This is a genomic window from Okeania sp. SIO3I5 (assembly GCF_010672085.1).
In the GTDB taxonomy this organism is placed as follows: Bacteria; Cyanobacteriota; Cyanobacteriia; order Cyanobacteriales; family Microcoleaceae; genus Trichodesmium.
The window spans coordinates 1-25399 of sequence record NZ_JAAHHT010000028.1; the positions used below are offsets into that span (position 1 = coordinate 1).

The 25399-nt window shown below is 33.8% G+C and carries 20 protein-coding genes and 1 pseudogene; 11 read left to right on the forward strand and 10 right to left on the reverse strand.

Going from position 1 to position 25399, the window contains the following annotated elements; all coding sequences use genetic code 11:
* Positions 1 to 1849 (forward strand): hypothetical protein (locus F6K40_RS08700; protein ID WP_293134229.1); only part of this gene is annotated, 1849 nt, incomplete at its 5' end.
* A gap of 155 nt (positions 1850 to 2004) precedes the next feature.
* On the opposite strand, the gene F6K40_RS08705 is transcribed toward F6K40_RS08700, so the two are convergent.
* The gene (locus F6K40_RS08705) at positions 2005 to 2157 is read right to left on the reverse strand and encodes a hypothetical protein (RefSeq protein ID WP_293134232.1); all 153 of its coding nucleotides are present in this window, start codon (positions 2155 to 2157) and stop codon (positions 2005 to 2007) included.
* Between the two features lie 924 nt (positions 2158 to 3081).
* Here F6K40_RS08705 and F6K40_RS08710 point away from each other — a divergent pair.
* The gene (locus F6K40_RS08710) at positions 3082 to 3291 is read left to right on the forward strand and encodes a hypothetical protein (RefSeq protein ID WP_293134235.1); all 210 of its coding nucleotides are present in this window, start codon (positions 3082 to 3084) and stop codon (positions 3289 to 3291) included.
* A gap of 366 nt (positions 3292 to 3657) precedes the next feature.
* Positions 3658 to 4110, forward strand: a complete 453-nt coding sequence (locus tag F6K40_RS08715) for a tetratricopeptide repeat protein (protein ID WP_293134238.1) — start codon at positions 3658 to 3660, stop codon at positions 4108 to 4110.
* A gap of 126 nt (positions 4111 to 4236) precedes the next feature.
* On the opposite strand, the gene F6K40_RS08720 is transcribed toward F6K40_RS08715, so the two are convergent.
* The 3 genes and pseudogenes from F6K40_RS08720 to F6K40_RS08730 form a co-directional block, all read right to left on the reverse strand.
* Complete coding sequence (locus tag F6K40_RS08720) at positions 4237 to 5448, reverse strand: calcium-binding protein (protein WP_293134241.1); 1212 nt, start codon at positions 5446 to 5448, stop codon at positions 4237 to 4239.
* A gap of 463 nt (positions 5449 to 5911) precedes the next feature.
* Positions 5912 to 6682 carry an ABC transporter permease gene (locus tag F6K40_RS08725; RefSeq protein WP_293134244.1) on the reverse strand — a complete coding sequence of 257 codons (771 nt, stop codon included), beginning with the start codon at positions 6680 to 6682 and terminating at the stop codon, positions 5912 to 5914.
* Positions 6683 to 7273: 591 nt separating this feature from the next.
* Positions 7274 to 7571, reverse strand: a pseudogene (locus tag F6K40_RS08730) (IS630 family transposase); the annotation flags it as partial.
* A gap of 423 nt (positions 7572 to 7994) precedes the next feature.
* Here F6K40_RS08730 and F6K40_RS08735 point away from each other — a divergent pair.
* From F6K40_RS08735 to F6K40_RS08770, 8 genes are all read left to right on the forward strand, one after another.
* The gene (locus tag F6K40_RS08735; protein WP_293134247.1) at positions 7995 to 9146 is read left to right on the forward strand and encodes a DegT/DnrJ/EryC1/StrS family aminotransferase; all 1152 of its coding nucleotides are present in this window, start codon (positions 7995 to 7997) and stop codon (positions 9144 to 9146) included.
* 691 nt (positions 9147 to 9837) lie between these two features.
* Positions 9838 to 11559, forward strand: coding sequence for an ABC1 kinase family protein (locus F6K40_RS08740; protein ID WP_293134250.1), 1722 nt, complete (start codon positions 9838 to 9840; stop codon positions 11557 to 11559).
* A 540-nt stretch (positions 11560 to 12099) separates the two neighbouring features.
* Positions 12100 to 12453: a hypothetical protein gene (locus F6K40_RS08745; protein ID WP_293134253.1), complete on the forward strand. Its 354-nt coding sequence runs from the start codon at positions 12100 to 12102 to the stop codon at positions 12451 to 12453.
* A gap of 80 nt (positions 12454 to 12533) precedes the next feature.
* Positions 12534 to 13478 (forward strand): NAD-dependent epimerase/dehydratase family protein, encoded by a 945-nt coding sequence (locus F6K40_RS08750; RefSeq protein WP_293134256.1) that lies wholly within the window; start codon positions 12534 to 12536, stop codon positions 13476 to 13478.
* A 10-nt stretch (positions 13479 to 13488) separates the two neighbouring features.
* Positions 13489 to 14136, forward strand: coding sequence for an O-methyltransferase (locus tag F6K40_RS08755; RefSeq protein ID WP_293134260.1), 648 nt, complete (start codon positions 13489 to 13491; stop codon positions 14134 to 14136).
* Complete coding sequence (locus tag F6K40_RS08760; protein WP_293134263.1) at positions 14114 to 14320, forward strand: hypothetical protein; 207 nt, start codon at positions 14114 to 14116, stop codon at positions 14318 to 14320. Before F6K40_RS08755 ends, F6K40_RS08760 begins: the two co-directional genes overlap by 23 nt.
* A gap of 222 nt (positions 14321 to 14542) precedes the next feature.
* The gene (locus F6K40_RS08765; protein WP_365670735.1) at positions 14543 to 14725 is read left to right on the forward strand and encodes a hypothetical protein; all 183 of its coding nucleotides are present in this window, start codon (positions 14543 to 14545) and stop codon (positions 14723 to 14725) included.
* Positions 14726 to 15275: 550 nt separating this feature from the next.
* A complete protein-coding gene (locus tag F6K40_RS08770) occupies positions 15276 to 16202 on the forward strand; it encodes a sulfotransferase family protein (protein WP_293134266.1) in 927 nt (308 codons plus the stop codon).
* A gap of 793 nt (positions 16203 to 16995) precedes the next feature.
* On the opposite strand, the gene F6K40_RS08775 is transcribed toward F6K40_RS08770, so the two are convergent.
* The 6 genes from F6K40_RS08775 to F6K40_RS08800 all read right to left on the reverse strand — a co-directional run bounded on the left by F6K40_RS08775 (position 16996) and on the right by F6K40_RS08800 (position 25375).
* Entirely contained in the window at positions 16996 to 17925 is a 930-nt protein-coding gene (locus tag F6K40_RS08775) for an Npun_R2821/Npun_R2822 family protein (protein WP_293134269.1), read from the reverse strand.
* A gap of 12 nt (positions 17926 to 17937) precedes the next feature.
* Complete coding sequence (locus tag F6K40_RS08780; protein WP_293134272.1) at positions 17938 to 18942, reverse strand: Npun_R2821/Npun_R2822 family protein; 1005 nt, start codon at positions 18940 to 18942, stop codon at positions 17938 to 17940.
* A gap of 344 nt (positions 18943 to 19286) precedes the next feature.
* Positions 19287 to 19847 (reverse strand): DNA-binding protein, encoded by a 561-nt coding sequence (locus F6K40_RS08785; RefSeq protein ID WP_293134275.1) that lies wholly within the window; start codon positions 19845 to 19847, stop codon positions 19287 to 19289.
* Positions 19848 to 20650: 803 nt separating this feature from the next.
* The gene (locus tag F6K40_RS08790) at positions 20651 to 21673 is read right to left on the reverse strand and encodes a hypothetical protein (RefSeq protein WP_293134278.1); all 1023 of its coding nucleotides are present in this window, start codon (positions 21671 to 21673) and stop codon (positions 20651 to 20653) included.
* Positions 21673 to 24339 (reverse strand): non-ribosomal peptide synthetase, encoded by a 2667-nt coding sequence (locus tag F6K40_RS08795; protein WP_293134281.1) that lies wholly within the window; start codon positions 24337 to 24339, stop codon positions 21673 to 21675. Before F6K40_RS08795 ends, F6K40_RS08790 begins: the two co-directional genes overlap by 1 nt.
* Positions 24340 to 24454: 115 nt before the next feature.
* Positions 24455 to 25375: a sulfotransferase family protein gene (locus tag F6K40_RS08800; protein ID WP_293134284.1), complete on the reverse strand. Its 921-nt coding sequence runs from the start codon at positions 25373 to 25375 to the stop codon at positions 24455 to 24457.
* Between the last annotated feature and the right edge of the window lie 24 nt (positions 25376 to 25399).

Genomic DNA, 25399 nt, shown 5'->3' on the forward strand with positions numbered 1-25399 from the left:
CAACCTACGACGCTCTTCCGATCTGGTTTGTCAACATCCAGCAAACATAGTAATAGATAGGGAAAAAACAATTATAGAGTTAAAAAATATAGTTCAAAAACAGGAATTAGAATCTATAGAAAAAGTAGGTATTTGTTTGAATGTAATAGGTCATATATATCCTTATGCCTATCATTCATTTTTTACGAAAAGTCCGCAAGAAGAATCTACATTAACTTTTATGCCGAAATGGATAGATAGAGATATAGATTCTGAAATAAAAATTACTCCAGAATTATTAGATTCCTTAGATAATCCATTTAGTTTAAAAGATTTAGAAGCAATATCTATTAGATTAGAATCTGAGGAGATATCTGAGGCAAATACTCCTGTTATAAATCAGAATATTTATGATGAGAAAAGTCAAAATTCAGAAATCAAGATTACCTCAAAATTACTGGATGATTTAGATAATCCTTTTGATGTAGAAGGATTAGACTTATCTCCAAAAAAAATCAAAAGAAGAACTAGAAATTATGTAGAAAAAAAATCACCTGTAACCAAAGAATCAACTGTTAATTTAACAACTTTTTCTCAAGTAGAATTTCTCAGCGCTAGTTTAAGTTTAGCAATTTTAATAGGCTGTTTTTATGCAATAACTCAACCCTGTGTAATTGGAAAATGTATGATAATACCAACAGCAAAAGAGTTAAATCAACAGTCACTAGAAACAATTAAAAATGTCAAAAATTCTTTAGTTCCAAAGCAGGCACAAGAAAAGTTAGAAACAGCAGTTCAAGATTTAGAAAAGATTCCATTTTGGTCAATACATTACTTAGAAGCACGACATTTAAAGTCTACTTACCAAATAGAAACTGAACATTTAGAAACAATTAGAAAAGCTTTGCGTAACGGCGAACAAGCAGCTCAAAATAGTAAAGGTTTGCCACTACCAACAGAAGACTGGGTAGAAATTCAATCACTTTGGCAAGAAGCGATCGCTCTCTTAGAAAAAGTACCGGAAGATAGTCGAGCTTATCCTTTTGCTAAAAATAAATTGCAGCAATATCGTAAGTATTTAGTTGCTATTAAAGGCAGATTAACTACTGAAGAGGAAGCTAATCAAAAACTAATTGCTGCCAAAAGAGCTGCTCAGTTAGCAGAGACAAGAGAGGTTATCGCTCAGTTTCCTGAAAGCTGGAAAAATGTATATTCAAATTGGGCAGATGCTTTGGAGAAAATATCTACTATTCCTCCACAAACAACTGCTTCTTTAGAAGCGAAAAATTTACTACCTCAGTATGAACAAAAACTTCAGGAAGCACAAGAACGTAGAGTTACAGAAGAGATTGGTGAAGAAGCTTATAATCAAGCTATGAGTTACTCTAAAAAAGCTGAAGTTTTTGAGAAAAAAGATAATTGGAAAGAGGCGGCAGAATCTTGGCAAAAAGCTCTAAATTTTGCAGAAGAAGTACCAACTAATTCCAGTTATTTTACTTCTGTAAAACCTCTGATAAAATCTTATGATACTTTGCTAAAAGTAGCACAAGCAAACCAAAAATTATTAGATACTTTAGCAAGAGCAAATCGGGATTTAACTAAGACTTGTCAGGGCAAGCAAAAAATTTGTGAATATAGCGTAACTAAAGATTTAATTACTGTGCGTTTGACTTCTGATTATGTGGAGAAAATTAAAAAAACAGCTAAGGCAGTAGAAAGTAGTAAAGATAAGAAGACTCGTACTGAACTAGAAAAACATTTGAAAACTTTACAGGTTGCTTTAGAAGCTATTAGTAATAATGCTAAAATTCCTTTAGAAGTTTATAACCCACAAGGTTTAAAAATTGCTGCTCATCTTCCTAATCGTTGAAAAGGAATTAGGGAGTAGGGGAGTCATAATTTAGTTAAGATAAAAATTTTCAATATGAAAAAAAGGCTGCTTTTTTACAGTAGAAATAAAGTTCTATATTTTTGAAGCGATTGCTCAATATGGATAACTTCTCTAATTTTCTCTGCTCAAAATTTTCAAGATGAGAAAAATGCTGCTTTTTCACAGTAGAAATAAAGTTCTATATTTTTGAAGCGATCGCTCAATGTGGATAACTTCTCTAATTTTCTCTGAGCAAAATTTTCAAGATGAGAAAAATGCTGCTTTTTCAAAGTAGAAATAAAGTTCAAGATGAGAAAAAAGCTGCTTTTTCAAGGTAGAAATAAAGTTCTGTATTTCTGAAGCGCTCGCTCAATATGGATAACTTCTCTAATTTTCTCTGCTCAAAATTTTCAAGATGAGAAAAATGCTGCTTTTTCAAAGTAGAAATAAAGTTCAAGATGAGAAAAAGGCGGCTTTGTCAAAGTAGAAATAAAGTTCTGTATTTCTGAAGCGCTCGCTCAATATGGATAACTTTTCTAATTTTCTCTGAGCAAAATTTTCAAGATGAGAAAACTGCTGCTTTTTCAAAGTAGAAATAAGGTTCTGTATTTCTGAAGCGCTCGCTCAATATGGATAACTTCTCTAATTTTCTCTGAGCAAAATTTTCAAGATGAGAAAAATGCTGCTTTTTCAAAGTAGAAATAAAGTTCTGTATTTCTGAAGCGCTCGCTCAATATGGATAACTTCTCTAATTTTCTCTGAGCAAAATTTTCAAGATGAGAAAACTGCTGCTTTTTCAAGGTAGAAATAAAGTTCAAGATGAGAAAACTGCTGCTTTTTCAAGGTAGAAATAAAGTTCTGTATTTTTGAAGCGCTCGCTCAATGTGGATAACTTCTCTAATTTTCTCTGCTCAAAATTTTCAAGATGAGAAAAATGCTGCTTTTTCAAAGTAGAAATAAGGTTCTGTATTTCTGAAGCGCTCGCTCAATGTGGATAACTTCTCTAATTTTCTCTGAGCAAAATTTTCAAGATGAGAAAAATGCTGCTTTTTCAAGGTAGAAATAAAGTTCTGTATTTTTGAAGCGCTCGCTCAATGTGGATAACTTCTCTAATTTTCTCTGCTCAAAATTTTCAAGATGAGAAAAATGCTGCTTTTTCAAAGTAGAAATAAAGTTCTGTATTTTTGAAGCGATCGCTCAATTGGAAACTTTTATAATCTTCTCTTTTAATAATGATAATATCCCATAAATATAAATTTATTTTCCTAAAAACAATCAGGACTGCTGGCACATCAGTTGAAATTTATTTATCTAGATTTTGTGGCGATAATGAAGTAATTACTCCTATCTCCTGGGAAGATAAAGCTATCAGAAAACTTCCTGGGAAAAAACCACAAAATTATTTGGATTTTGATGCTCAAGGAAATAAATACAAAAAGTAATTCAACCATATCACTGCTAAATAAATTCAAAGTGTAATAAAACCTTCGATTTGGGATAGTTACTATAAGTTTTGTTTTGAAATAAATCCTTTTGATAGAGCTATATCTTGGTACTATTTTATTTGTAAAAACGAATCTATAAAATTTGATAACTGGCTGAAAAATAAGTACACTAATTCATCATATAAAAATAACTAGAATATTTACACAATCAACGAGGAAGTAGTAGTTGATTTTATCGGTAAGTATGAAAATCTTTGCTCAGATTTAACTTTTGTTTGTCAAAAACTCAATGTACCATTCGATGGATATTTACCAAAAGCTAAAGGATTTTTCAGAGATGATAAACGCCCTTATTATGAGTTTTTGAATGCCGAACAAATGCAAATTATCCGTGAATGTAACTCAAATATTATTGATTTATTAGGTTATGGCAATGAAAATCAAAATAATCAGAATATTTCAATCTTAGACAACGAAAAAGAACAATCAGAAAATTATACTGAAGAATATTACAATCAAATAGGATATCTACTGCAAAAGCAAGGAAAATTAGACGAAGCTTTGATTGCCTATGCTCAAGCAATTGGAATTAATCCCAAAAAATCTTGGGTTTATTATCATACACTAGGTGGTATTTTGGGAGAAAATAATCTCTACGATAAAGCAGCAGAAGCTTACCATCAAGCTATTAAAATTAAACCAGATTTTCCCTGGAGTCATTATCATTTAGGAGTAGTCTTAGAGAAACAAGGAAAATCAGATAAAGCTTCCACTTCTTATCAAAATGCTATCGATCTTGGACTGACGATTATTTAAGATTAGTCTTAGATAAATAAAGAAAATTAAATTAATCTTTGACCTTACTACCAGAATACTATTCAGCTTTACCAAAATTTATGTTCTTATAGAAATAAGAAACAAATTTTCTTCCAATTAGATAATCTAGGACTGAATCATAAAATCTCTAGCTCTGAGTAGTGGAATATCTGTAAAAGTGGCAAATTTTCCACCATTACCAAAACCATTAGATGTACCATTAGGATTATAATATAAATCTCCACTGGAAGAATCATAAACAATTTCTGCGCGACTTCTAGCAACTGCATTCCTACTATCAACAACTGCAAATTCTCTTGCCACATTAAAACCTCTACCACTACGACTATTTAAACTGGTAAAAGTAGTTTGATCTAGAACAATTTTGTCCTGACCTAATACAAAATCTACAATAGTATCTATTCCTAAATCATTGCGACGAAAACGCCTGTCTGTTTCATAAATAAATTTATCTTTTCCTCCTCCACCAATTAAATTATCGTTGCCTTTTCCACCATCTAAATTATCGTTACCTTTTCCACCATTAAGTCTATCTTTACCCGTTCCACCAATTAAAGAATCGTTTCCGTTCCCACCATTAATATTATCATTCCCACCTTCACCTATTAATAAATCTCTTCCAGCACCACCGTTAATTCTATCGTTACCTGAACCACCATTAATTTCATCATTTCCCCCTCCACCATTGAGAGTATCTTTGCCTCCTCCACCTGTAATAATTTCATTTTTTTTAGTTCCTGAAAGTTTGTCATTTCCAGAACTACCTTGAAGTAAATTTTCTGAATTTTTTACTAACGCTTCTAAACGAATATTGTCAAAAAAAACATCACCAGTTACTCCATCTGAACCTGACCAGTCTTCAAATAGAAGGTGAATTTCTTCATCAGTTGTCAATATAATTTGAATTTCAACAGATTCCCATCTTCCAGTATCCTGTAAATCAATAAAACCTTCAGCTAGGGTATTTGTACCTCGAGTTGTTCCAGCAACCCAGGCATCTGCGTTGGTCAGTCCACTTCCATACCCTACATATCCACCCAAATTACCTACTATACTTCCTGGTAATTCTAAACCTAAATAGTCAAAAGATAAACGATATATCCCAATATTACTATTATTAAACAGAACTTTGAAGGACTCTTGTGTGAAAATATCTCCTCCAGCTCCTAAACCACTAAATGAAAGAACTTGGTCATTTTGTAGTGGGTCGTTAGTAATAAATCCTGTAAAAGAACCTCCAAACCTTCCAGTCCAACGAGATAAGTTTGACTCAAAATCTTCAAAAAAGATTGTTTCAAAGGTAAAAGTTTCCGCCATAAAGTTTTCCTTAAATTAACTAGACTATCTATCTGATGTTAATCCACTTCATGTCATTTTGCGAAAAAATTTAGTATTGCTTAATTGTCGTCGCTACGCTCTGAATGTCTTATGTATTTTGAAAGTAAATTATTCCATTATCATGTTTGATTTTATCTAGAACTTTATAGACGTTATAGGTAAATTAGCTATGCTTTTTCTCAGAGAAACTTAGCCAATAATTCCTCACGGGATAACTGCAAAATTAATAGACTAATTTCCTCGGAAGGCAATGCCAATAATTGTGAAATAATTCCTAATAACTCTTCATTGGAAGAACCAAAACGAACCCGGAGAAGATTTTCTACAATATCAATTATCCATTATCCATTAAAAGGCAATGCCAATAATTGTGAAATAATTCCTAATAACTCTTCATTGGAAGAACCAAAACCAACTCGGAGAAGATTTTCTACAATATCAATTATCCATTAATAAGTTGTGCATCCTGATTAAAAAATTGCTGACATAAAGCATAAGTAACTAATAAACTTGTTGTCAAATTAGCAAAAGCCAAAAGAAACATAATTAACATTTGATATGCCACAGCATCCAAAGGATTAACACCACTTAATAACTGACCAGTAACAATTCCAGGAAGGGTGACAATTCCAATTACACTCATCTGGTTTAAATTAGGTATTAATGCAGCACGAATAGCATCTTTTCTATATTTAGCAACTGCCTGTTGGGGTGTAGCTCCTAAACTTAAATAAGTTTCAATTTCTATGGGATTAGAATTAATTGTACTGACAAGTCTTTCACCAGCGATCGCTGCTCCATTCATTGCATTTCCTAATACAATTCCCACTAAAGGAATTAAATATTGAGGTTCATACCAATTCTCAGGTTTAATAACTAATAAATTTGTATAGCTGATACTTAAAGTTGTACTGGTTAAAATGGAACCCCAAACTAAAGGCAATAACCGAGGTATTTTTTGACTAATTCTATTTCTAGCAACTACTGCAGCAACTGTTAACATAACAGAGATAATAGCTATTACTAACCAAGGTTGTTTAGTAGTAAATACAATTGCTAATATATAGCCAACAAATATTAACTGTACAATAGTACGAACTGTAGCTATTAATAGTTGCCATTCTAATCCTAATTTTTGCCAAGCTGAGAGACCAATAGCTATGGCAATAAGTCCTAAAGCCATAGCTATATCCGTAATTGTTAATTGAATCATATTTGTTATACCAATCAGATAAAAGAATGTTAAACTATTTTTGTTCCAGCAATAGCATTGCGTTTTTGCTAATACTAAATCTTATTTATGGAGTGCTATAAGTTTATCTCAATAATTGGATTTTTAGGAATTTCATAATTTGTAAATTACCTCAATGTTAGGGTTTCAAAAATAGTGGAATAGCTTTATATATCAAAAAAGTATTAAGTAGATAGGCGTTAAATTTTATCGCGGTTAGGAAGGCAGGAGGCAGACAGCAGCTATGTTGAAAGGAAAAGGCTTTTTCGCGACTTTACTTTTTGTTATATATTTAATTTTTTCGTGCGTACCTACTTAGTTGTTATACCAATTAAAAAAAAGAATGCTATGCTTATGTGAAACTTCAACTATTAAGTAATTAACACACGAGGTAAATAAATTTTTTGGCCTTGGTGAATGCGTCATGCTTTTGTCTCAAATATCTATGAAAAAACTATAGTTGTAGGGTTCAAAAATATTGAAAAGCATTACCTAATCAGCAACCCCAATTTTTTTATTATTAGCCACCGAATATGTGAATTATTTTCATTTATCAATCTCAATATAGCAATCCTAAGTTTGTTGTGGCAAAATTCCATACTGAAAAAGTTTGGGAAAGTGGAATATTTGACCATCAAAAAAAAACTTAAATAGCCACTTAACTATCTGAAAATAACTACAAAGATGATCGAATTTTTGGCTTGTAACTAAATATATTTAACGGGGTTTTACTCCGTGGCGTTCGGGGAAAATTTTGTACAATTTATCAACCATTCCTATAATCGATAAATCTTGATTAGTTATCATCAGATATTCTCCGGCATTCTTGAGAATTATGGTAAGTTCCTCCATCCCGAAATATTGCTAATCTTTAAAACCTAAGACTTCTGGTGAGGTATTACTATAAATTTTAAGTTTGGGAAATATTCTGGAAATAAAGATTTTGTTAGTCTTAGCTAATTCAAATAACTGAATATAATAAAATATAGGATAAATTTTGATACTAGCTAGAAGTATCCCTCAGATCGTCATAATTTATAGCAAGTTCAGGAAAATCTTTAAAGAGCTGATTTATAATTATTGGGCATAGCTAAAGCCTCTCCTTTCAAGGAGAAACAAGCGGTCGAGGGATGGCGAGGTTTCCTCGCCATATCCAATCGACCAAGAGAGAAAAAATTTTCCTTTAAGTCAATCCTATCGGTTTCAAGGAGAGGTAATTATTAATTATTAATTATTAATTATTAATTATTAATTATTGAATACCCTTATTATTCTTGAATTTCTTATTTTTAACATGACTAATATTCCACCTCTAGATTTAACACAACAGTACGAAATAATTAGCGATCAACTAAATACTAAAGTTCAAGAGGTACTTGCCTCTGGTCGTTATATTGGTGGTTCTATTGTTGATGACTTTGAACAACAATTTGCTAACTATATAAACGTACCTCATTGTGTATCCTGTAACTCTGGCACTGATGCTTTATTTCTAGCTTTACGAGCTGTAAATATTAGACCTGGTGATGAAGTAATTACCACTCCTTTCACTTTTTTCTCTACTGCTGAAGTAATTAGTGCAGTAGGAGCAACTCCCATTTTTATTGATATTAACCCCCAGACTTTTAATTTAGATATTCAACAACTTGAAGCAGCTATAACTGAAAAAACAAAGGCTATTTTGCCAGTACATTTATTTGGTCAACCTGTAGATATGACGAAGTTAATGGCGATCGCTCGCCAGTATAACCTAATAGTTATCGAAGACTGTGCCCAATCTACCGGAGCAGAATGGGATAACCAAAAAGTCGGAAGTTTTGGCGATATTGGTTGTTTTAGTTTTTTTCCTACTAAAAATTTAGGAGCTTTTGGAGACGGGGGCGCTATAACCACAAATAATTCAGCGATCGCTTCTCAAGTACGGATGCTCAAAAATCATGGACAGTCTGCCAAATATTTTTACGAACATATTGGTATTAATAGTCGCCTAGATACCATACAAGCTGCAATTTTACAAGTTAAATTACCATTACTAGATAGTTGGAATCAGCAACGTCGCGACTTAGCAGATATTTACCATAAATTTCTTAGTGGCATAACTGCTATAGTTCCTCCTCAAGAGTTACCTGGAGGTAGATGTGTTTGGAATCAATACACAATTATGCTTAAAAGTCAAGAGTTAGAAGCTATAGCAAGGTCTCGTTTTTCTAGTTCTCTGCGCGATTGGGTTCGTATTCAGCTACAAAACAAGGGAATAGGTTCAGCAATTTACTATCCCATACCTTTACATTTACAACCTGTTTACAAATCTTTGGCATACCCTCAATTGTCAAGTGTAGAAAAAGTTTGCCATCAGGTTTTGTCCTTGCCTATGTTTCCTGAACTTTCGACTCTACAACAAGAGCAAGTTATATTTGCTTTGAAAGATTCTCTAGAAGAACTTTAACGAACTCAGGGGTGAGAAATTGTTTTTGTAACAGGCATTTTGAGCAACCTTACAAAAACATTTTGCCAATCAAGGCAGGGTTACGTCACCCAATTATTTTGATAATAGTCTTGACTTTAATATTTCTTTAAAATTTATTTCGGAAATTTGTAGTTTTGTATACTATACTTAATCAAATGAAAAAAAAATTAATGTAAGACAGCAGGGATAAAATTTTATATACCTTCTGAATTACTGAAAATCTGCCATTAGCAGAAAAAATGTGCAATACACAACAATAAAGATGAAGGAAATTTCAGCTAGAGAAATACATCTAAATTACAAATTAGATTAACAATTTCCCTTGACTGAAAAAGTGTCAATATCCTTTACTTGTTTGTTTGCTAAAACACCATCTCATTTTTTCAGATGGCTTACGGATCAACCCTATATATAGTAAATCAAAACTATAGTGCCACACTATCTGTAGTGTTAAAGCCGAAAAAAGCCGTAAGTCATATTCAACTCAAATCATAGAAAAAGGTTTTCATTAATTGAAAATCAACAATGGATAATGGATAATAAAAACTCTCTCTAAATTATTAATAATGAATAATTAATAATTAATTATTAATTATTCATTATTCATTACACCTTCAGCTTGTAGAAACAATAAATAAAAAATATAAAATTTAAGAGGAAAATATTAAAAGTGGGTCAAAATCACTTTAGTTCAAATAGACGGTACGATCCAGAAGCGATCGCTAAATATTACCATTCTCGTCTTTGGTTAGTAATCTCAAGATTTCTGGTTATAGTTTTTTCTTTTGCTAGTTTTGTTTTGGGAGTTTTGTGGGATAAATGGCGATACGATCAAGTTGAAGATACTCCCGAACGAGCTACTCAACTGCGAAGAATACTAACTCGCTTAGGACCAACATTTATTAAAGTAGGTCAGGCACTATCCACAAGACCTGACTTAATTCGTAAAGACTTTTTAGAAGAACTCATAAAACTACAAGATCGGTTACCAGCTTTTGATAATGAGAAGGCAATCTCAATTATAGAGACAGAGTTAGGCCAAAATATCAACAATATATATAGCGAAATTTCTCCTAAACCAATTGCCGCAGCTAGTCTAGCTCAAGTTTATCAAGCACGCCTTCAGAGTGGCGAAAATGTAGCAATAAAAGTTCAACGACCCAACTTACTACCCATCATAACTCTAGATTTATTCTTGATGAGATGGACAGCAAGTTGGTTAGCTCCCTGGTTGCCTCTCAATCTTGGCCATGATTTATCCCTAATAGTAGATGAATTTGGTACAAAGCTATTTGAAGAGATTGACTATATAAATGAAGGGCGAAATGCAGAAAGGTTCGCGACCTATTTCGCAGATGACCCAAGCGTGAAGATACCATCAATATATTGGCGTTATACCACCACTCATGTTTTGACCCTAGAATGGATTGATGGTCTGAAATTATTAGATACAGAAAGAATTCAAGCAGCAGGTCTTGATACTGATACTCTAATTACAGTAGGTGTAACTAGCGGTTTACGTCAGTTACTAGAGTTTGGCTTTTTTCATGCAGATCCTCATCCCGGTAACTTATTTGCTTTAAAAGATGGTCGAATGGCCTTCATTGACTTTGGCATGATGGATCAATTGGAGCAGGATACTAAAGAAAATTTAGTTGACTCAGTAATTCATTTGATTAATAAAGATTATCAAGAGTTGGCTAAAGATTTTGTCAAGCTTGGGTTTCTTGCACCGGATGTGGATATTCAGCCAATTATACCAGCTCTAGAAATAGTGCTGGGAGATATTATGGGTGAGAAAGTCAAGGATTTTAATTTTAAGACAATTACAGATAAGTTCTCGGAATTAATGTATGACTATCCTTTCCGAGTACCTGCCAAGTTTGCTTTAATTATTCGTTCTCTAGTTACCGAAGAGGGTTTAGCTCTTTCCCTAAATCCAAATTTCAAAATTGTAGATGTAGCTTATCCTTATGTGGCGAGAAGGTTATTAAAAGGTGAGTCCCCAGCATTACGTCGCCGCTTGATTGAGGTATTGTTTAAAGATGGAAAGTTCCAGTGGCAAAGGTTAGAAAATTTGATTGGGATAGCTCGGACAGACCAAAATTTTGATATACTACCTACCGCCCAATTAGGTTTACAATATCTTTTGAGTAAAGAGGGTGAATTTCTCCGAAAACAATTGATACTAGCAATGGTAGAAGACGATCGGATTCATACAGAAGAGTTTAGTCGTCTTTGGGGTTTAATTCAAGATGATTTACAACCAAGTCGTTTGTTTAATCTTGCCCTAGGTGCTATAGCAGAATTTTCTACAGAAAGAGCTGCTGCAATTATACCTTCTGTCATGGCAATGACAAATTCTCAAGTAGAGTCAGGAGTCAGGAGTTAGAATTGAATTTTGGGCGTTGCTGATGCATGGGTATGATTTGTATTTGTTGATATTTGCTAAACTATATGAATAACAAATGCTTGAGATTATTCAATTTTTATTTTCATAACTTGATTCCGCAACGCCGAATTTTGTATATTTTCAATAGGTAGGAAAAGAAGAAGTCAAGAGTCATATTTTTTTATCAACTCTTTTGTCAGTAATTAATTTAATGATTCTTGTCTCTTAATTATTATTGAAGAGAAATAAAATTAATGAGTTAATATTTTGATATTGCTGAATTACAGACAAATATTCATTTAACTATTTTTATATAGCAATCTTAAATAGGGTGTAACATTTTATTGTAGGGGTTTGGTCTCCTTTCCCCAGGCGAAAATGAGATTTATATGACCAAACCTACACAGTTTTTTTCACAAATCACTTAGGATTGCTATAGTCAATTTTGAATAGAAAGAAAATACTTTTATACTGACTAACTCTGTAATTCAGCATTGTTAATTACTAAATAAATAATTAGTATAAATCAAGGAAATATTTGTGTATAATCTACCTCAACCTCCCTATCTTTTAATCGCAGTTGGTTTATTAATGAGTTTATCTTCAGGAGTAGTATTTGCCAAATTAATTAAGCAACTGGTTCAAGATTGGTCAGAAAATCCTACCACTTGCAACATATCTGAGATGAAAGGATTCACATTACAAATTCCTTATTTAGGTATTGCTAGTGGTGCATTAATTTTTTTATCCTCAAGCTTGCAGTTATTTGGATTTACTAATTTAGTTGCTTATTCTATCTGTTTACCTTTAACTATAGGAACTGGGTTAGTTGTCTGGATTCAGCTTAGTAAAATTTTAGATAAGATGGCACAGGGTATAAAGAAAGAGAATTAAAATTTATCATCAACATTGAAATGTATACTCCCTCTCACTCTTAATACCAAGAAATAGTAAAGATAATAATATAGCCAAAAATGACTAATACTATAGTTACAGGAGTAGGTGGATTTATTGGGTCTCATTTAGCAGAAACTCTGTTAAATCAGGGTGATAAGGTAATAGGAATAGATCAGTTTAATGATTATTATGACCCTGCTTTGAAACGTCAGAATATTTCTCAATTTAAAGACCATCCCGCTTTTCAACTAATAGAAAATGATATTCAATCTTTAAATTGGTTAGAGTTATTGGCAGATGTAGATATAGTTTATCATCAAGCTGCCCAAGCTGGAGTTCGTGCTAGTTGGGGGGAAGGTTTTCGTGCTTATACAGAACGTAACATAAATGCTACTCAAATAATTTTAGAAGCTGCTAAAGATACTCCTAATTTGCAAAGATTGGTTTATGCTTCTAGTTCTTCTATATATGGTAATGCTGAAACTTTTCCCACTCCAGAAACTGTTTGTCCTCAACCTGTATCTCCTTATGGAATTACTAAGTTAGTAGGAGAACAATTAGGTAAGTTATATCATCAGAATTTTGGCGTACCTTATGTATCTTTACGCTACTTTACAGTTTACGGTCCCCGACAAAGACCTGATATGGCCTTTCATAAATTTTTTAAGTGGATTTTGCAAGATGAATTAATTTCTATTTATGGAGATGGTCAGCAAACTAGGGATTTTACTTTTGTTAGTGATGCAATAGCAGCTAACTTAGCAGCAGGTACAGTACCAGAAGCAGTAGGTGAGGTATTTAATGTCGGTGGGGGTAGTCAGGTAGTATTGGCAGAAGTTATTAATATGATGGAGGAAATAGTAGGACGTCCAATTAAGAAAAATTTTGTGGAAAAAGCTAGGGGAGATGCTCGTCATACCAGTGCTGATGTTTCTAAGGCACAGAAAATTTTGGGTTATCAACCTCAAGTTTCTCTGAAAGAAGGGTTGCAAAGAGAATGGGAATGGATTAAGTCGTTATAAACTAAATAAAATGAATATTTTTAAATCACTTTTTCAAACAATTATTCCTGCAAAAAAACGTGACTCTTGGAGACAAATAAAAAATAAATACACCAAACAATTGCAAAAAGTTATTTCCCCAGAATCTTTAGATATCAACTGGATTAAGAAAGAAAATAGCTGGCTTTTAGATAATTTTAACAGACCAATTATCTCTATTCCCAAAGCTTTGATGAGCGAAAAAATAGAGAAATTAGCAGAGGAAGCTAATCAACTTGGTCCTGAACCACTTTGGGAAGGATATGAAAATCTGCAAAATTATCCCAGGGAGGTAAAAGAAACAAGTCGTACAGCAAATCAAGTGCGTACTAATCAAAAAGTTGGTAATTTTTATGCCTATCTAATTCAGAAAAGAAAACCTGCTATTGTAGTAGAATTTGGTACCGCATTTGGTGTTTCAGGAATGTATTGGTTGTCAGGATTAGAAAGTAATAATTTTGGAGAATTACTGACTTTCGATCCTAATCAAATTTGGGCAGAAATTGCCAGGAAAAACTTATCTGGAATTAGTAATAGATTTCAGTTAGTTAATGGAACTTTTGAAGATAATATAGATGCTTATTTGGGAAGCGATCGCCAGATAGATATAGCATTTATTGACGCGATACAAAGCGCGTGAATTTGTTTTTTCTCAGTTTGAAATTGTTGTTGCTAGACTAGCTCCTAATGGAATTGTTTTATTAGATGATATTTATTTTTCCGAAGATATGAAATATGCTTGGAAAACTATTGCACTTAGCGATCGGGTTAAAGCTAGTGCTGCTATTTACGGAAGAGTTGGTATTGTCGAACTTAAAGGATAAATAAAAATCAAGGATGAAGCTATCTATCAACAAGAAAAATACTTTCATCTAAGACACATATAACTTACACAAACTAACGATAGAGCGGTATTATCAATTAGCTCTAAAGATGAATTTTTCCCATAACCAAATATTGAGAGTATCACCAAAGTATTTTCTTTGTAATAATCTCTTTTCATAGATTATTAACCTTGTTCATAAGGCGAACTATTTAATGTAGGTGTGGGTAGTCGGGTAGTATTGGCAGAAGTTATTAGTATGATGGAAGAAATAGTAGGACGTCCAATTAAGAAAAATTTTGTGGAAAAAGCTAGGGGAGATGCTCGTCATACCAGTGCTGATGTTTCTAAAGCTAAGGCAATTTTGGGTTATCAACCTCAAGTTTCTCTGAAAGAGGGATTATAAAGAGAGTGGGAATGGATTCAGTCAATATGGTCATAAGATATGGAACCATGTTTGTAGTTCTTCAGATTACAAAACTGCAAAAAAAATCCTTAATTGAACTCTATTAATCTATCAACCTACACTAGATTTCACCAAGGTTAAATACACTTATCGTGGGCAATATTCCCGCACTATAATTAGGGTTTGCTGAAAAAGTATGCATGGGTGAGGGTAGTCCTCAGGAGTCAGGAGTCAGGAGTCAGGAGGAATGAGGAATGAGCGAGGAGGCAGGAGGAAAAATTATCCTTTGATTTTTCTGCCACAGTCAACTCAAAATCCTAACTTTTTGAACTCCCTAGAACAAAAACCTTGTACTTTTTCAAGACCATTACAGGCTAAAACCTTTAGGAGTCAATGCTTTTATATTTAATCAGCAAGCCCTAATTATTTTCATCTTTTAGCCGAAATATTCTGTATTTACTTTCCTTCTTCCTTCTTCTTTCTTCCTTCTTCCTTCTTTCTTCTTTCTTCTTCCTTTTTTAAAAAATCCTTAACTGAACTGTATTAACTGATGGATAAGAAAAAAGTCATTTTTATTCTGGGAATAGGTCGTTCTGGTTCGACTCTATTAGATTTAATGTTAGGTAGTCATCCCCAAGCTTTTTCTCTGGGAGAAATTAGTAAGTTACCCCAAAAATTGGTAAATAAAGGACAAAGAAATTTAGCTGCTTTAAAGGAAAGTAGGTTTTGGATAGATAACTTTGACGAGGCAGAGTTGAAGAGGTTTGCTGCTGGAATTAGTAATCATAGATTCAATAAATATATTCCTTTGAAGATTGAAAGATTTGTCAGGGAGTTAGTAGGGAAAGACGATATTTTTAACCCATATACTATTCTTTTTGAGAAAACAAAAACTCAAATATTGGTTGATTCAAGTAAATATTTTTCATGGGTTTCCCAGCAATTGAAAAATAGAGAGTTCCAAAAGGGTGTAATTGATTCTTATTTAATTCGGATGGTTAGAGATGGTAGAGCAGTAGTTAACTCATATTCGAGAATTTATCCAGAGCAGACAATATCGGAAATTACTCAAAAGTGGGTAAGGTTGTTTAAAGAACAGCAGGATTTCTATGACAAGTTTTCTGGAGGTCAAAAAATGCTTGTTCGTTATGAAGAATTAGCAACTAAACCAGAAGAAGTATTAACTAATATCTGTCAATTCTTAGGAATAGAATTTTTCCCCGATATGGTTGAGTTTTGGAAACATGAACACCATCATATTACTGGCAGTAGAGGTACTAATGCTTTAATCAGAAAATATAGAGGTTTAAAACAAAAGAAAGGGATGGAAGAAATTCACGGTAGTTATTATGAGCAAATGGGTTTACAGATTAAGTTGGATTTACGTTGGAAAAATGAGTTATCTGTGGATAATCTAGCTATCTTTAATTCTTTCGCAGGGGAACTAAATAAACCTTATCAGTGGAACATTGAATAAAGAAGGAAGAAAATGATTTGTTAAAAAAACTGTAGGGGTTTGCTCTCCAAACCCAAGCGCATAAGGAAGAAAATGATTTGTTAAAAAAACTGTAGGGGTTTGCTCTCCAAACCCAAAAACATACCCAAACACATAAGGTATTTGGAAGCCAAACCATTACAAGAAAATTTTACAAGCTATTGAGCAAGTCCTAAAGTAAATGAGTCTTTGACATCCTCCCGACGCTGCTCTGTGAGACAGCGCGGGAAACAATCCATCACTCCAACAGACTGTAGGGGCGGCCGTTCGCCCCTACTGGAAAGACTCAGGGCGGGTTGACACCTCACTGGAAAATGCTGGCTTGCCAGTAATCAAGCTTCCTCCGTATCCGTTTAACGTCTCCGAGTGCCCCTTCCCTCCGGGACGCTACGCGAACGGCGACGGGACTTGAAAAAAACAATTAATATCATCAACCTTGGTTTTTAGTTGAGTTTTTGTATTTTAACATGCTTATCTGTAAAAGCGCTCTTATTGATTGGTTTTCATGCCCTAGCTCCCCTGCGGGAGAGCGCGGGTCTTCAAGCAACGTTGAGATAAATTAATACAGTTTAATTAAGGATTTTTTTTTGAAGGAAATGAGTTATATCAAAATCCGCTAGCTTTGGTGTGATATAATTCCACCATCAGAAAAGAGTGAAAACTCCTAGTTTCTAGAGGGTTTGGAGACCAAACCCCTACAAGGCAAGAATTCTACCAATACTAACTGATTTAATATTAGAGATAACTTTTAATTGTTAACTTTTGACTTTTAACTTTAACCCTTAATTTGCCGAGCTATATTTTTAACCTTATCAATAACTCTTTTCCCCAAACTTTTTTTCTTTTCAGTCTTTTGAGGATAGTGTGTTGGTTTAGCTTCCCCCAGATATCGATAATCCTCCCAAATATCCCAATAAGGACATCCTGGTTCAATCCGAAAACCTGCCCAATGTAAATATTGTACAGGTTTACCAACTTTCGAGTCAATCAAGCGATCGCCTTCCCGTTGAAAATGAGAACTACCTGCCCAACTTCCAGGACCTTTTCCTTCTGGTCGTTTAACTAGATTCAATCGCCGAGCAATATGTTTTAATACTATATAATTAAATATGGGTTGATCTGTGGTTTTTTCTGAAAAGTCAAAATATTGGGTATTAGCAGCACATTCAGCAAAGGTTTCATATAATTGATTTTCTGTAAATAAGTTTTTCTTTGATGCCCACCATCCACTATTAAATACATCCTGAAGTTGTTCTTCAGTAAAGATTTTATCTTCTAGAACTTTGGATGTAAAAACATTTTTCATCCCACTTAAATGTTGATAGTCGCAACAGAGAAAATCATAATCTTCCAGATATTTGAGATTATCAATAATTTTTTCAAAGACAACAATATCAACATCAATATAGAGAAACTCATCGAACGGTCCGAACCAACAAGCTTGTTTTTTTTGTTTGTTTGGAGTGTTAAAAAAGCCTTGACCAAAAATGTTATAGAGTTTGTTGCAAAGATTATCTACAAATTCCAAATATGGATAAATTTGTACCCCATAATTACTTGTGACAATTTCTGCTACCTGCTGATAATTTTCATCAAAAGGAATCATCATAATTGGAGTATCAGGGTCATATAACCGGATACTTTTCAGCAGAGCAATTGTGTTATCAAGTACCTTATCATTAGCGACAATATAAATTCCTTTCATTCTAATTTCTCCTCAACTTGATAATCCAACTTTCTTGAAGATTTTATCTATTAAACTTGGTGGAGGATTATAAGGTTTTGGTTTCCCTATAAACTGAGGTTTTTTCTGAGGTTCATTTAGATAGCGGTAGTGTAAAAATATCTCTCGATAGGGAAAGTCTAAATTTTCCCCTGCACAAACCCTAGTAAATGCTTTAGATGAAACACCAATATAATGTAAATAAGTTAATCTTACACCCTTATCATAAAGTAGATTATCCCGATATTCAAAATGAGGAGAAGTTACCGAACAACCAGTTTTTTCTTCTGGAGATAAATGCAGAGAAAAATTATAAATTGAGGCTTCTGAGCGCATCATCATGTAATTAATAATTGATTGGTCAGGACCATTAATATATAAAATTTCTGCCTCGCCAGATTTTAATTCTTCTAATAACCAACTCCGCTTTTCTTCTGGAAAGAAACCTTTTTTTGAGGCATACAAACCAGCACAAAATATTTCTGAGTCTATCCTTTCTTGACTAAAAATTTCTAGTAATTTAGGCGAATTAACATCGTAGACATGAGTAGGATCTTTATATTGAAAATCATATACAACTACGTCATTTTGATTTAGTTTTTCCAAGAGATAATCGAAAGAATTTAGCACCAATATATCAGCATCCAAGAAAATAAATCTCTCAAACGGACTTTCTAAATCAAAAGAACAAAATCTACGGTGCATCCCCATCCGGTTTACTCCAGAAACCCCTTTTTCCTGCCAACGTGCAAAAGCATTTGGATGAGATTCCCAGATTTTTGTCGAGAAATTTTCCCACCGATTTAATATTTCCCGATTGTCTAATAATTGTACATTTTTTCTGCCTTTAATTTCAGGTATAATTTTCTCTTGGCGATCATCATAAGGGATGACACAAACTGGAAAGTCTGAACCAAGATTAACCTCTATACTATTTAGTAAAGCAATGAGTTGATCATAGACAACATCATTCGCGAGGGTATAAATTCCATCTGTCATTTCAGTTATCAGTTATCAGTTATCAGTTATCAGTATATAACAATCCTAAATGATTTGTGAAAAAACTGTAGGGGTTTGGTCTCCTTTCCCCAAGCATAAATGGGATTTGGAAACCAAACCCCTACGATCAAATGTTATATCCTAATTGAGAATTGCTATAATTAGAATGTCTAGGCTTAATTATATGTTTTTCAGTCAGTTTCATTTGGTAATTGCTGAGTTATTTTCTCTGCTTTTCTTTTTGTATTAACGCAGTTAATACATTATTTGATATTAGAAAAATAAGGAAGTAAAAGATGGAATTTACCTTTTCTGTAAAGGTTCATCCCTTAATTAAGCAACACCTAAGATTTTGATTTTCTCGAACGTTTCTTCTTTGAAGACTTTTGATTTTTCTTGTTTCTTTTCAGCTTTTGCCTCTGTTGAGTAACTTCTGGAGGCGGACCATAATCTCCATTTGAAAAGTATAGACGCTCTACTCGGTGTTTTGGCTCAACCTCAATCCACAGACGGGCTCCGCCTGCTTGACTTCTGTTAGGGTGGTGTGGCTGATAAACTATAAGGCATGGTCCCTTAATTTTTAGGGCGTGGCAATAATCTTTTTTATCTCCTACTTTCACAGCAATTGCTGGATAAGAAGTTTTATTATCTCGGTTATAGTCAATAGTTTTTCGTAGAACATGAACAAATGTATTTCCTGTACGTTCAGCTTTGTTCCAGGTTCCTTCAGGACCGCGACGACCGGGTATAATTTCTGGTACTCCTCGACTGTTAAGAGGAATCATCCATAACCTTTCCTCCTTGTAAGCTCCTACTACTCTGCCTTGTTTAAGTAGTATTCGCAGTCTACCTGTGGATATATTTAGTAAAAATGCTGCTTCTGTTGTATATACTTTTGTAGTCATAACTAGATCGTTTTAGTATTGACTTCTAATATCTATTTTGTCGAAATCGTTTTAGTATTGACTTCTAATATCTATTTTGTCGAAATCGTTTTAGCCTATCACAGAAGTCTACATGAAAATGGCTTATGGTTAAAATTTTTCCAAGGCGTATTTTTATATGTTTTCAAATTTTTATTTGATTTTTGTTCATAATCCGATGAGCAAAAAACTGGTTTTATAGATCAATACAGTTCAGTTAAAGATTTTTTTGGCAGTTCTGTAATTTAAAGAAGGTTGACAAACAGTTTTTGATTTGCTTATATATACTCATATAAGTTTAAGTTCACAAAAACTATATGAGTTATGTGACCCTTATAAAAGCATTAGAAATACTTGGCTTACATCCAAATACCGACAGGGAAATAGGTCGATGAGGGTCATATCATGGTTCCATGCCTTATGAGTTTTCGTCTTCAATGAACCGTATTGGATGATAGATATAGTCATTTAACTTTAGATTGAGACAAAGCTTTCTTGCTATGAGAGAGTTTTAGACGAAAAAACGTCTGATTTTTAAGTTAAACTACTATAATCTGTAATGCCTCACCTTATAGAAGCCCTAAGAGTATCTCTAGAAAAGAGGGATTAGGGAGTAGGGGAGTAGGGGAGCGCTTGTGTAGGGGAGCGCTTGTGTAGGGGAGCGCTTGTGTAGGCATTGCTCATTCATTGTCGTCGAGGAGGCGTTGCTGAAAAGCTTATCCCAAAAGGTTTTTTCTTATTTGTCACCCTTTCAGGACTTGATTCTCAGAAATCATTCCTGATTGCTATATTGCAGTAAGCAACTTCTTTTGAATATTCACAATTTTCAAAGCTGCTTGCCGACTCAAGAAAAATCTTTGTCTTTCCCAAGCAGATGCTGATCGCCACTTATAATATTCTGGCACACAAACTTTTGTTAAAAAATCACTCCATCGCTTGGCAATATTTTCTGGTTTAATCTCTTCTGCTCTGACTTGACAATTTTCTACTATAGCTCGACGTAACTCCCGGTCATCTTTAAGACGCTTTAAAACAGCGATCGCCTCCGAAGCACTTTTTACTTCAAAATAATCTAATTCACTTTTACGTTCCCCTTGAAAAGCAGACTCCACTCCTAAAATAGCTGGCACATTAGCATTCCAAGCATTAAACAACTTTGAGGCAGGTTTCCAAGGATAGTCAGTTTTCCCATCAAAACTACGGACAGCAACAATAGCATCAACTTCACTATAATCATGCCAAAAGTTACGTTTTTTTGTCTGCCATACCAACCCCAACTTCTGGAGTTCTTCTTCCCAGACTGCTTCTTGTAATTCAGGTGCTAGGTTATAGCTAATGCCAAAATAAGCCACATTTTCAAATCTATCTCCTCTATTGGGATTTCGCGGAATTACTCCTGGTTGTGGCCAATGAGGCATATAAAACCGCTTTCCAGGCAATAAGTATCGATCTTCGCCAAGGTCTTGAATTTGTATGGCCGGGGCCGCCAATTCCGCCATATTTTGAACCAAATGAACCTGAACGTAAGGGTGAGGATTTTGGTCTCCCTTAATACCTACCCATAGCAAATTGTCTGGTGGTTTTATATCAATTGGCAAAGAATAGCGATAGACTACCACTATTCCTTCATCGGGCATTGTATCAACTAACTGGCAAGGAAATTGAATTTCCTTCAACCGCAGATAGGTTTGGATAATCCAAGTACCAAAAACGCTAGGTGGACGATATTCCTCAAGGCTATCTGGAAACTGATTCGGCCAATCTTGTCGAGGTAAGTAAAAATAAATTGGAGGTAATTGATTGTTCATTATTTCATACCATCTTTCAAACAAGCTTTTACATTTTCAGCCAAAACAGAGACATGGGGTTCTAAAAGGAGAGAACCATGACCCCCAGGAACATCATAAACCTCTACTCCTGCTTCTGCCAATTTTCCCCAACCGAATAAAGGTTCTAAAATCCAACCTTCATCAAGAGGTCGTTGTTTGAAGGCTCGGAATAGGGTAACTTTCCCAGAGTAAGGTTGGATAGTATATTTCTGCTTTGCTAAACGACTGGCCTCTCGAATTTTACGACTTGCTTGAATTACCGAACTAGATAAAGGTAAATTCTTGAACTTCTTTGGAGCTTTACCGTTAATTTTTAGCCTCATTTTAACTTTATCAAGTAAATAATTTACTCCTTTTTTAGCAAAACCTTCCCAGTGAAAATTTAACTTTTCTCCTAAATTAGATGGAGGTGTTTGCACCCTTTGGCGAGCAAACGGACTATAGGTATCAAACAATGCCAAAAATGCTACTTTTTCTCCTGCTTTAAGTAGTTGTTGACTCATTTCAAAACTAACTAATCCTCCGAAAGAAAATCCACCTAAAAAATAGGGTCCTTCAGGTTGCACTGTTTTAATAAGTTTAATATTTCTAGCAGCCATTTCTTCAAGAGAAGATAGAGGAGTTTCTTGACCATCTAATCCCTGTGCTTGTATTCCATACACAGGTTGGTCTTTGCCTAAATAAGCTGCTAAATCTTTAAAATTCATCACATTGCCCAAAATTCCATGACTGATAAATAGGGGAGGTTTTGAACCTTCTGGTTGAATAGCTATCAGTGGAGACCAAATATTTTCTGTTTCTTGTTTACGAAGAATTTCTGCTAGTTTTTCAACATTAGGAGCTTCAAAAAAAATTGCTAAAGGTAAAACTTTATTGTATTTTTGTTCGATTTCATTTAATAACTTAACTGCACGCAACGAATGTCCTCCTAATGCAAAGAAGTTATCTTGAATTCCGATATATTTTACATCTAATGCTCTTTCCCAAATCCCAATTAATTCTTTTTCTAAACTGTCTCTAGGAGCAACAAATTTTTGACTTCTATCTATTTCTGGAGTTGGTTTTGGTAATGCTAAACGGTCTAATTTACCATTAGGAGTTAAAGGCAATGCCGATAAAACCATAAAGGTAGTTGGTATCATATAATCGGGTAATTTTTCTTTTAAAGAATCCCGTAATTCTGAGTAAAGAGCAGTTTTGTCATCTAAATTTTCCCCTGGTTTGGGAACTATATAAGCAACTAATTGTGTTTCACCATCTGGATTTTCTTTTGCACTAACTACTGCTTCTTTTATTAAAGAATATTCTTCTAATTTTGATTCTATTTCCCCAGTTTCTACCCGCATCCCTCGAATTTTTACTTGGAAATCAAGCCTACCTAAAACTTCCATATTACCTTCTGATTCTGGAAGTTTACGTGCTACATCTGCGCTTCTAAATAATCTTTCTGAGGTGTTTGGTTTAAAAGGATTAATGATAAATTTCTCAGCATTTTTTTCAGGACGATTTAGATAACCTCTTGGTAAATTATTACCACTAATACAAAGTTCTCCACTCTCTCCAAAAGCAACTTGTTGGAGATTTTCATCGACAATATAAATTTGGTTATGGGGATAAATTTTACCGACAGGTACATATCCTTCTTCTCGATCAAAATCTGGAGGAATAGGATATGCACAAACTCCTAATGTTTCGGTTTGACCATATATATTAAAAATTTGTGGTTGTCTGTCAAATTGACTGCGTACTTTTTTGAGTAATTTACATGGTAGTAATCCACCAGAGAAAACTAAGACTCTTAGTTGGGAGTTTTTAATCAGATTTTTTCCTTCTAGATCTAAACTTTCTAATGCTTGAATACCATAACGCCAAACGGAAGCTACGGTATCTAATACTGTTGCATTTTCTTGGGCAATTAATTGAAATAATTTTAGGGGATTTTTAGTTTGTTCTTTGGTGGCAATAACTATTTTTGCTCCTTGATAAAGAGGTAACATTAAATGTCGAATGGAGGATGAGAAAGAGAAGGAAGCACTGTGGAGATAGGTGTCGTTTTCTGTAATGGGTAAGACTTTAGCGATCGCTTCTAAATAATAGGAAATATTGCTATGGGTAATTTCTACTCCTTTAGGTTTACCTGTGGAACCGGAAGTGTAGATAATATAAGCTAGGTTATCTGGGGTTAGCTGGGTTTCAGGATTTTCTGTACTTTCTTGAGCAATTTTCTCCCAATCTGTATCTAAATAAATTGTCTGAATATTGGTTGGAGGTAGGTGTTTTTTGAGGTGATTTTGAGTTAACAGTATAGGAATTTGAGTATCTTCAAACATGAATGATATTCTGTCTTGAGGATAAGCTGGATCGAGAGAAATATATGCTCCTCCTGCTTTAATTATTCCCAAAATTCCGATGACTATATCTAAGCTTCTTTCTGCACAGATACCAACTCGTTGTTCTGGTACAACTCCTTGTTTTTTTAGGTAGTTTGCCAGTTGATTTACTTTCTGATTAAGTTGTTTGTAAGTTAATTGTTTGTCTTGGCAAATTATAGCTGTTGAATCTGGAGTTGCTTCGACTTTTAATTCTATAATTTCGTTGAAACACTTTATAGTTTCAGTTTGATTAACTTGGTTTAATTGATTCATTTTTCCTCAAATTTCTAATACTAAAAGTAAACTACTACTGCTAAGGATGCTAAATTTTAAATTTTTGTCACATCTTTACATCTTTATTTTTTCCGTGTTTTTTTGAGTAATCATTCTAATCCTGATTCCATTCGTAAGGTTTATTTATATCTCCTGCAATGTCATTAAATACTGCTACCTGTTCTTCTGATAATTCTTTCTTCCACCGTAAGTCTAATTTTATTTTTAGACCTTGATTATTATAATATTCACCCTGATATTTCCTTACATCTGCCTCTACTTCCTCCTGTTTACTTCTCCATATCAGAGAACGAACACCTGAATTACCAGAAATTACATGATGGTCATACTGCCAGTAAGGAATCATTTGTGAAGTAAACTCTATCCCCAATAAATTACATACTCTTGTTAATATTTTTTCAGGTGCAGTAGCTAATTCTTCGTAGCGGATAAGCATTTTTCGTTCTGCTGGAAACTTGTCATAAAGTTGATTTTTCAGAATTGTTTTTTCTCGCCATTCTTGTGCATAACTCTCTGCTGTTAGAGATTTAAACCGACGTAAATATGAACTTAGAACTGCTCTACCATCTCTGACTAAATGTATGAGATAAGATTCCAGATTTCCAGAGGTAAATTCCTGAGCATCAAGTCTCTGATTAATCCATTCGACAGCTTTACTAGCATCAACAAATACATTCTCTTTTCGTAGGGAAAACAAATATGTATAGGGGTTAAAAACTTGGTCTTGCCGCAAAATTTTCCTCATAGTTTTTTCCAACTTCAAAGGAATATATTTATTTAACCTGCTATTGCCTAAAACTGCTGCCAGCAATTTTAATTCTTTGGGATTTAACTCATCCCAAAAACTGCATTTTTCTTTACAAACACCACAGATAGGTATATTAGTTTTGTAATGATTAGGCAAGCTATTTAATTCCCCCAACCCAAAGCAGTCTGGGTGACTTCCTAACATTAAAGTCAATAATGTAGAACCACAGTGACCGCTTCCAGTAATAAACAATACTTTCTTTTTCATTTCTCAGTTACTTCTTAGATTAAT

What these genes read in the sequence shown, in the direction of transcription:
- F6K40_RS08735 (WP_293134247.1), top strand. Translation starts at nt 7,995, where the DNA reads ATGACTAATATTCCACCTCTAGATTTAACACAACAGTACGAAATAATT.
- F6K40_RS08790 (WP_293134278.1), bottom strand. Translation starts at nt 21,673, where the DNA reads ATGAACAATCAATTACCTCCAATTTATTTTTACTTACCTCGACAAGAT.
- F6K40_RS08750 (WP_293134256.1), top strand. Translation starts at nt 12,534, where the DNA reads ATGACTAATACTATAGTTACAGGAGTAGGTGGATTTATTGGGTCTCAT.
- F6K40_RS08785 (WP_293134275.1), bottom strand. Translation starts at nt 19,847, where the DNA reads ATGACTACAAAAGTATATACAACAGAAGCAGCATTTTTACTAAATATA.
- F6K40_RS08770 (WP_293134266.1), top strand. Translation starts at nt 15,276, where the DNA reads ATGGATAAGAAAAAAGTCATTTTTATTCTGGGAATAGGTCGTTCTGGT.
- F6K40_RS08800 (WP_293134284.1), bottom strand. Translation starts at nt 25,375, where the DNA reads ATGAAAAAGAAAGTATTGTTTATTACTGGAAGCGGTCACTGTGGTTCT.
- F6K40_RS08775 (WP_293134269.1), bottom strand. Translation starts at nt 17,925, where the DNA reads ATGAAAGGAATTTATATTGTCGCTAATGATAAGGTACTTGATAACACA.
- F6K40_RS08710 (WP_293134235.1), top strand. Translation starts at nt 3,082, where the DNA reads ATGATAATATCCCATAAATATAAATTTATTTTCCTAAAAACAATCAGG.
- F6K40_RS08780 (WP_293134272.1), bottom strand. Translation starts at nt 18,942, where the DNA reads ATGACAGATGGAATTTATACCCTCGCGAATGATGTTGTCTATGATCAA.
- F6K40_RS08795 (WP_293134281.1), bottom strand. Translation starts at nt 24,339, where the DNA reads ATGAATCAATTAAACCAAGTTAATCAAACTGAAACTATAAAGTGTTTC.
- F6K40_RS08755 (WP_293134260.1), top strand. Translation starts at nt 13,489, where the DNA reads ATGAATATTTTTAAATCACTTTTTCAAACAATTATTCCTGCAAAAAAA.
- F6K40_RS08720 (WP_293134241.1), bottom strand. Translation starts at nt 5,448, where the DNA reads ATGGCGGAAACTTTTACCTTTGAAACAATCTTTTTTGAAGATTTTGAG.
- F6K40_RS08725 (WP_293134244.1), bottom strand. Translation starts at nt 6,682, where the DNA reads ATGATTCAATTAACAATTACGGATATAGCTATGGCTTTAGGACTTATT.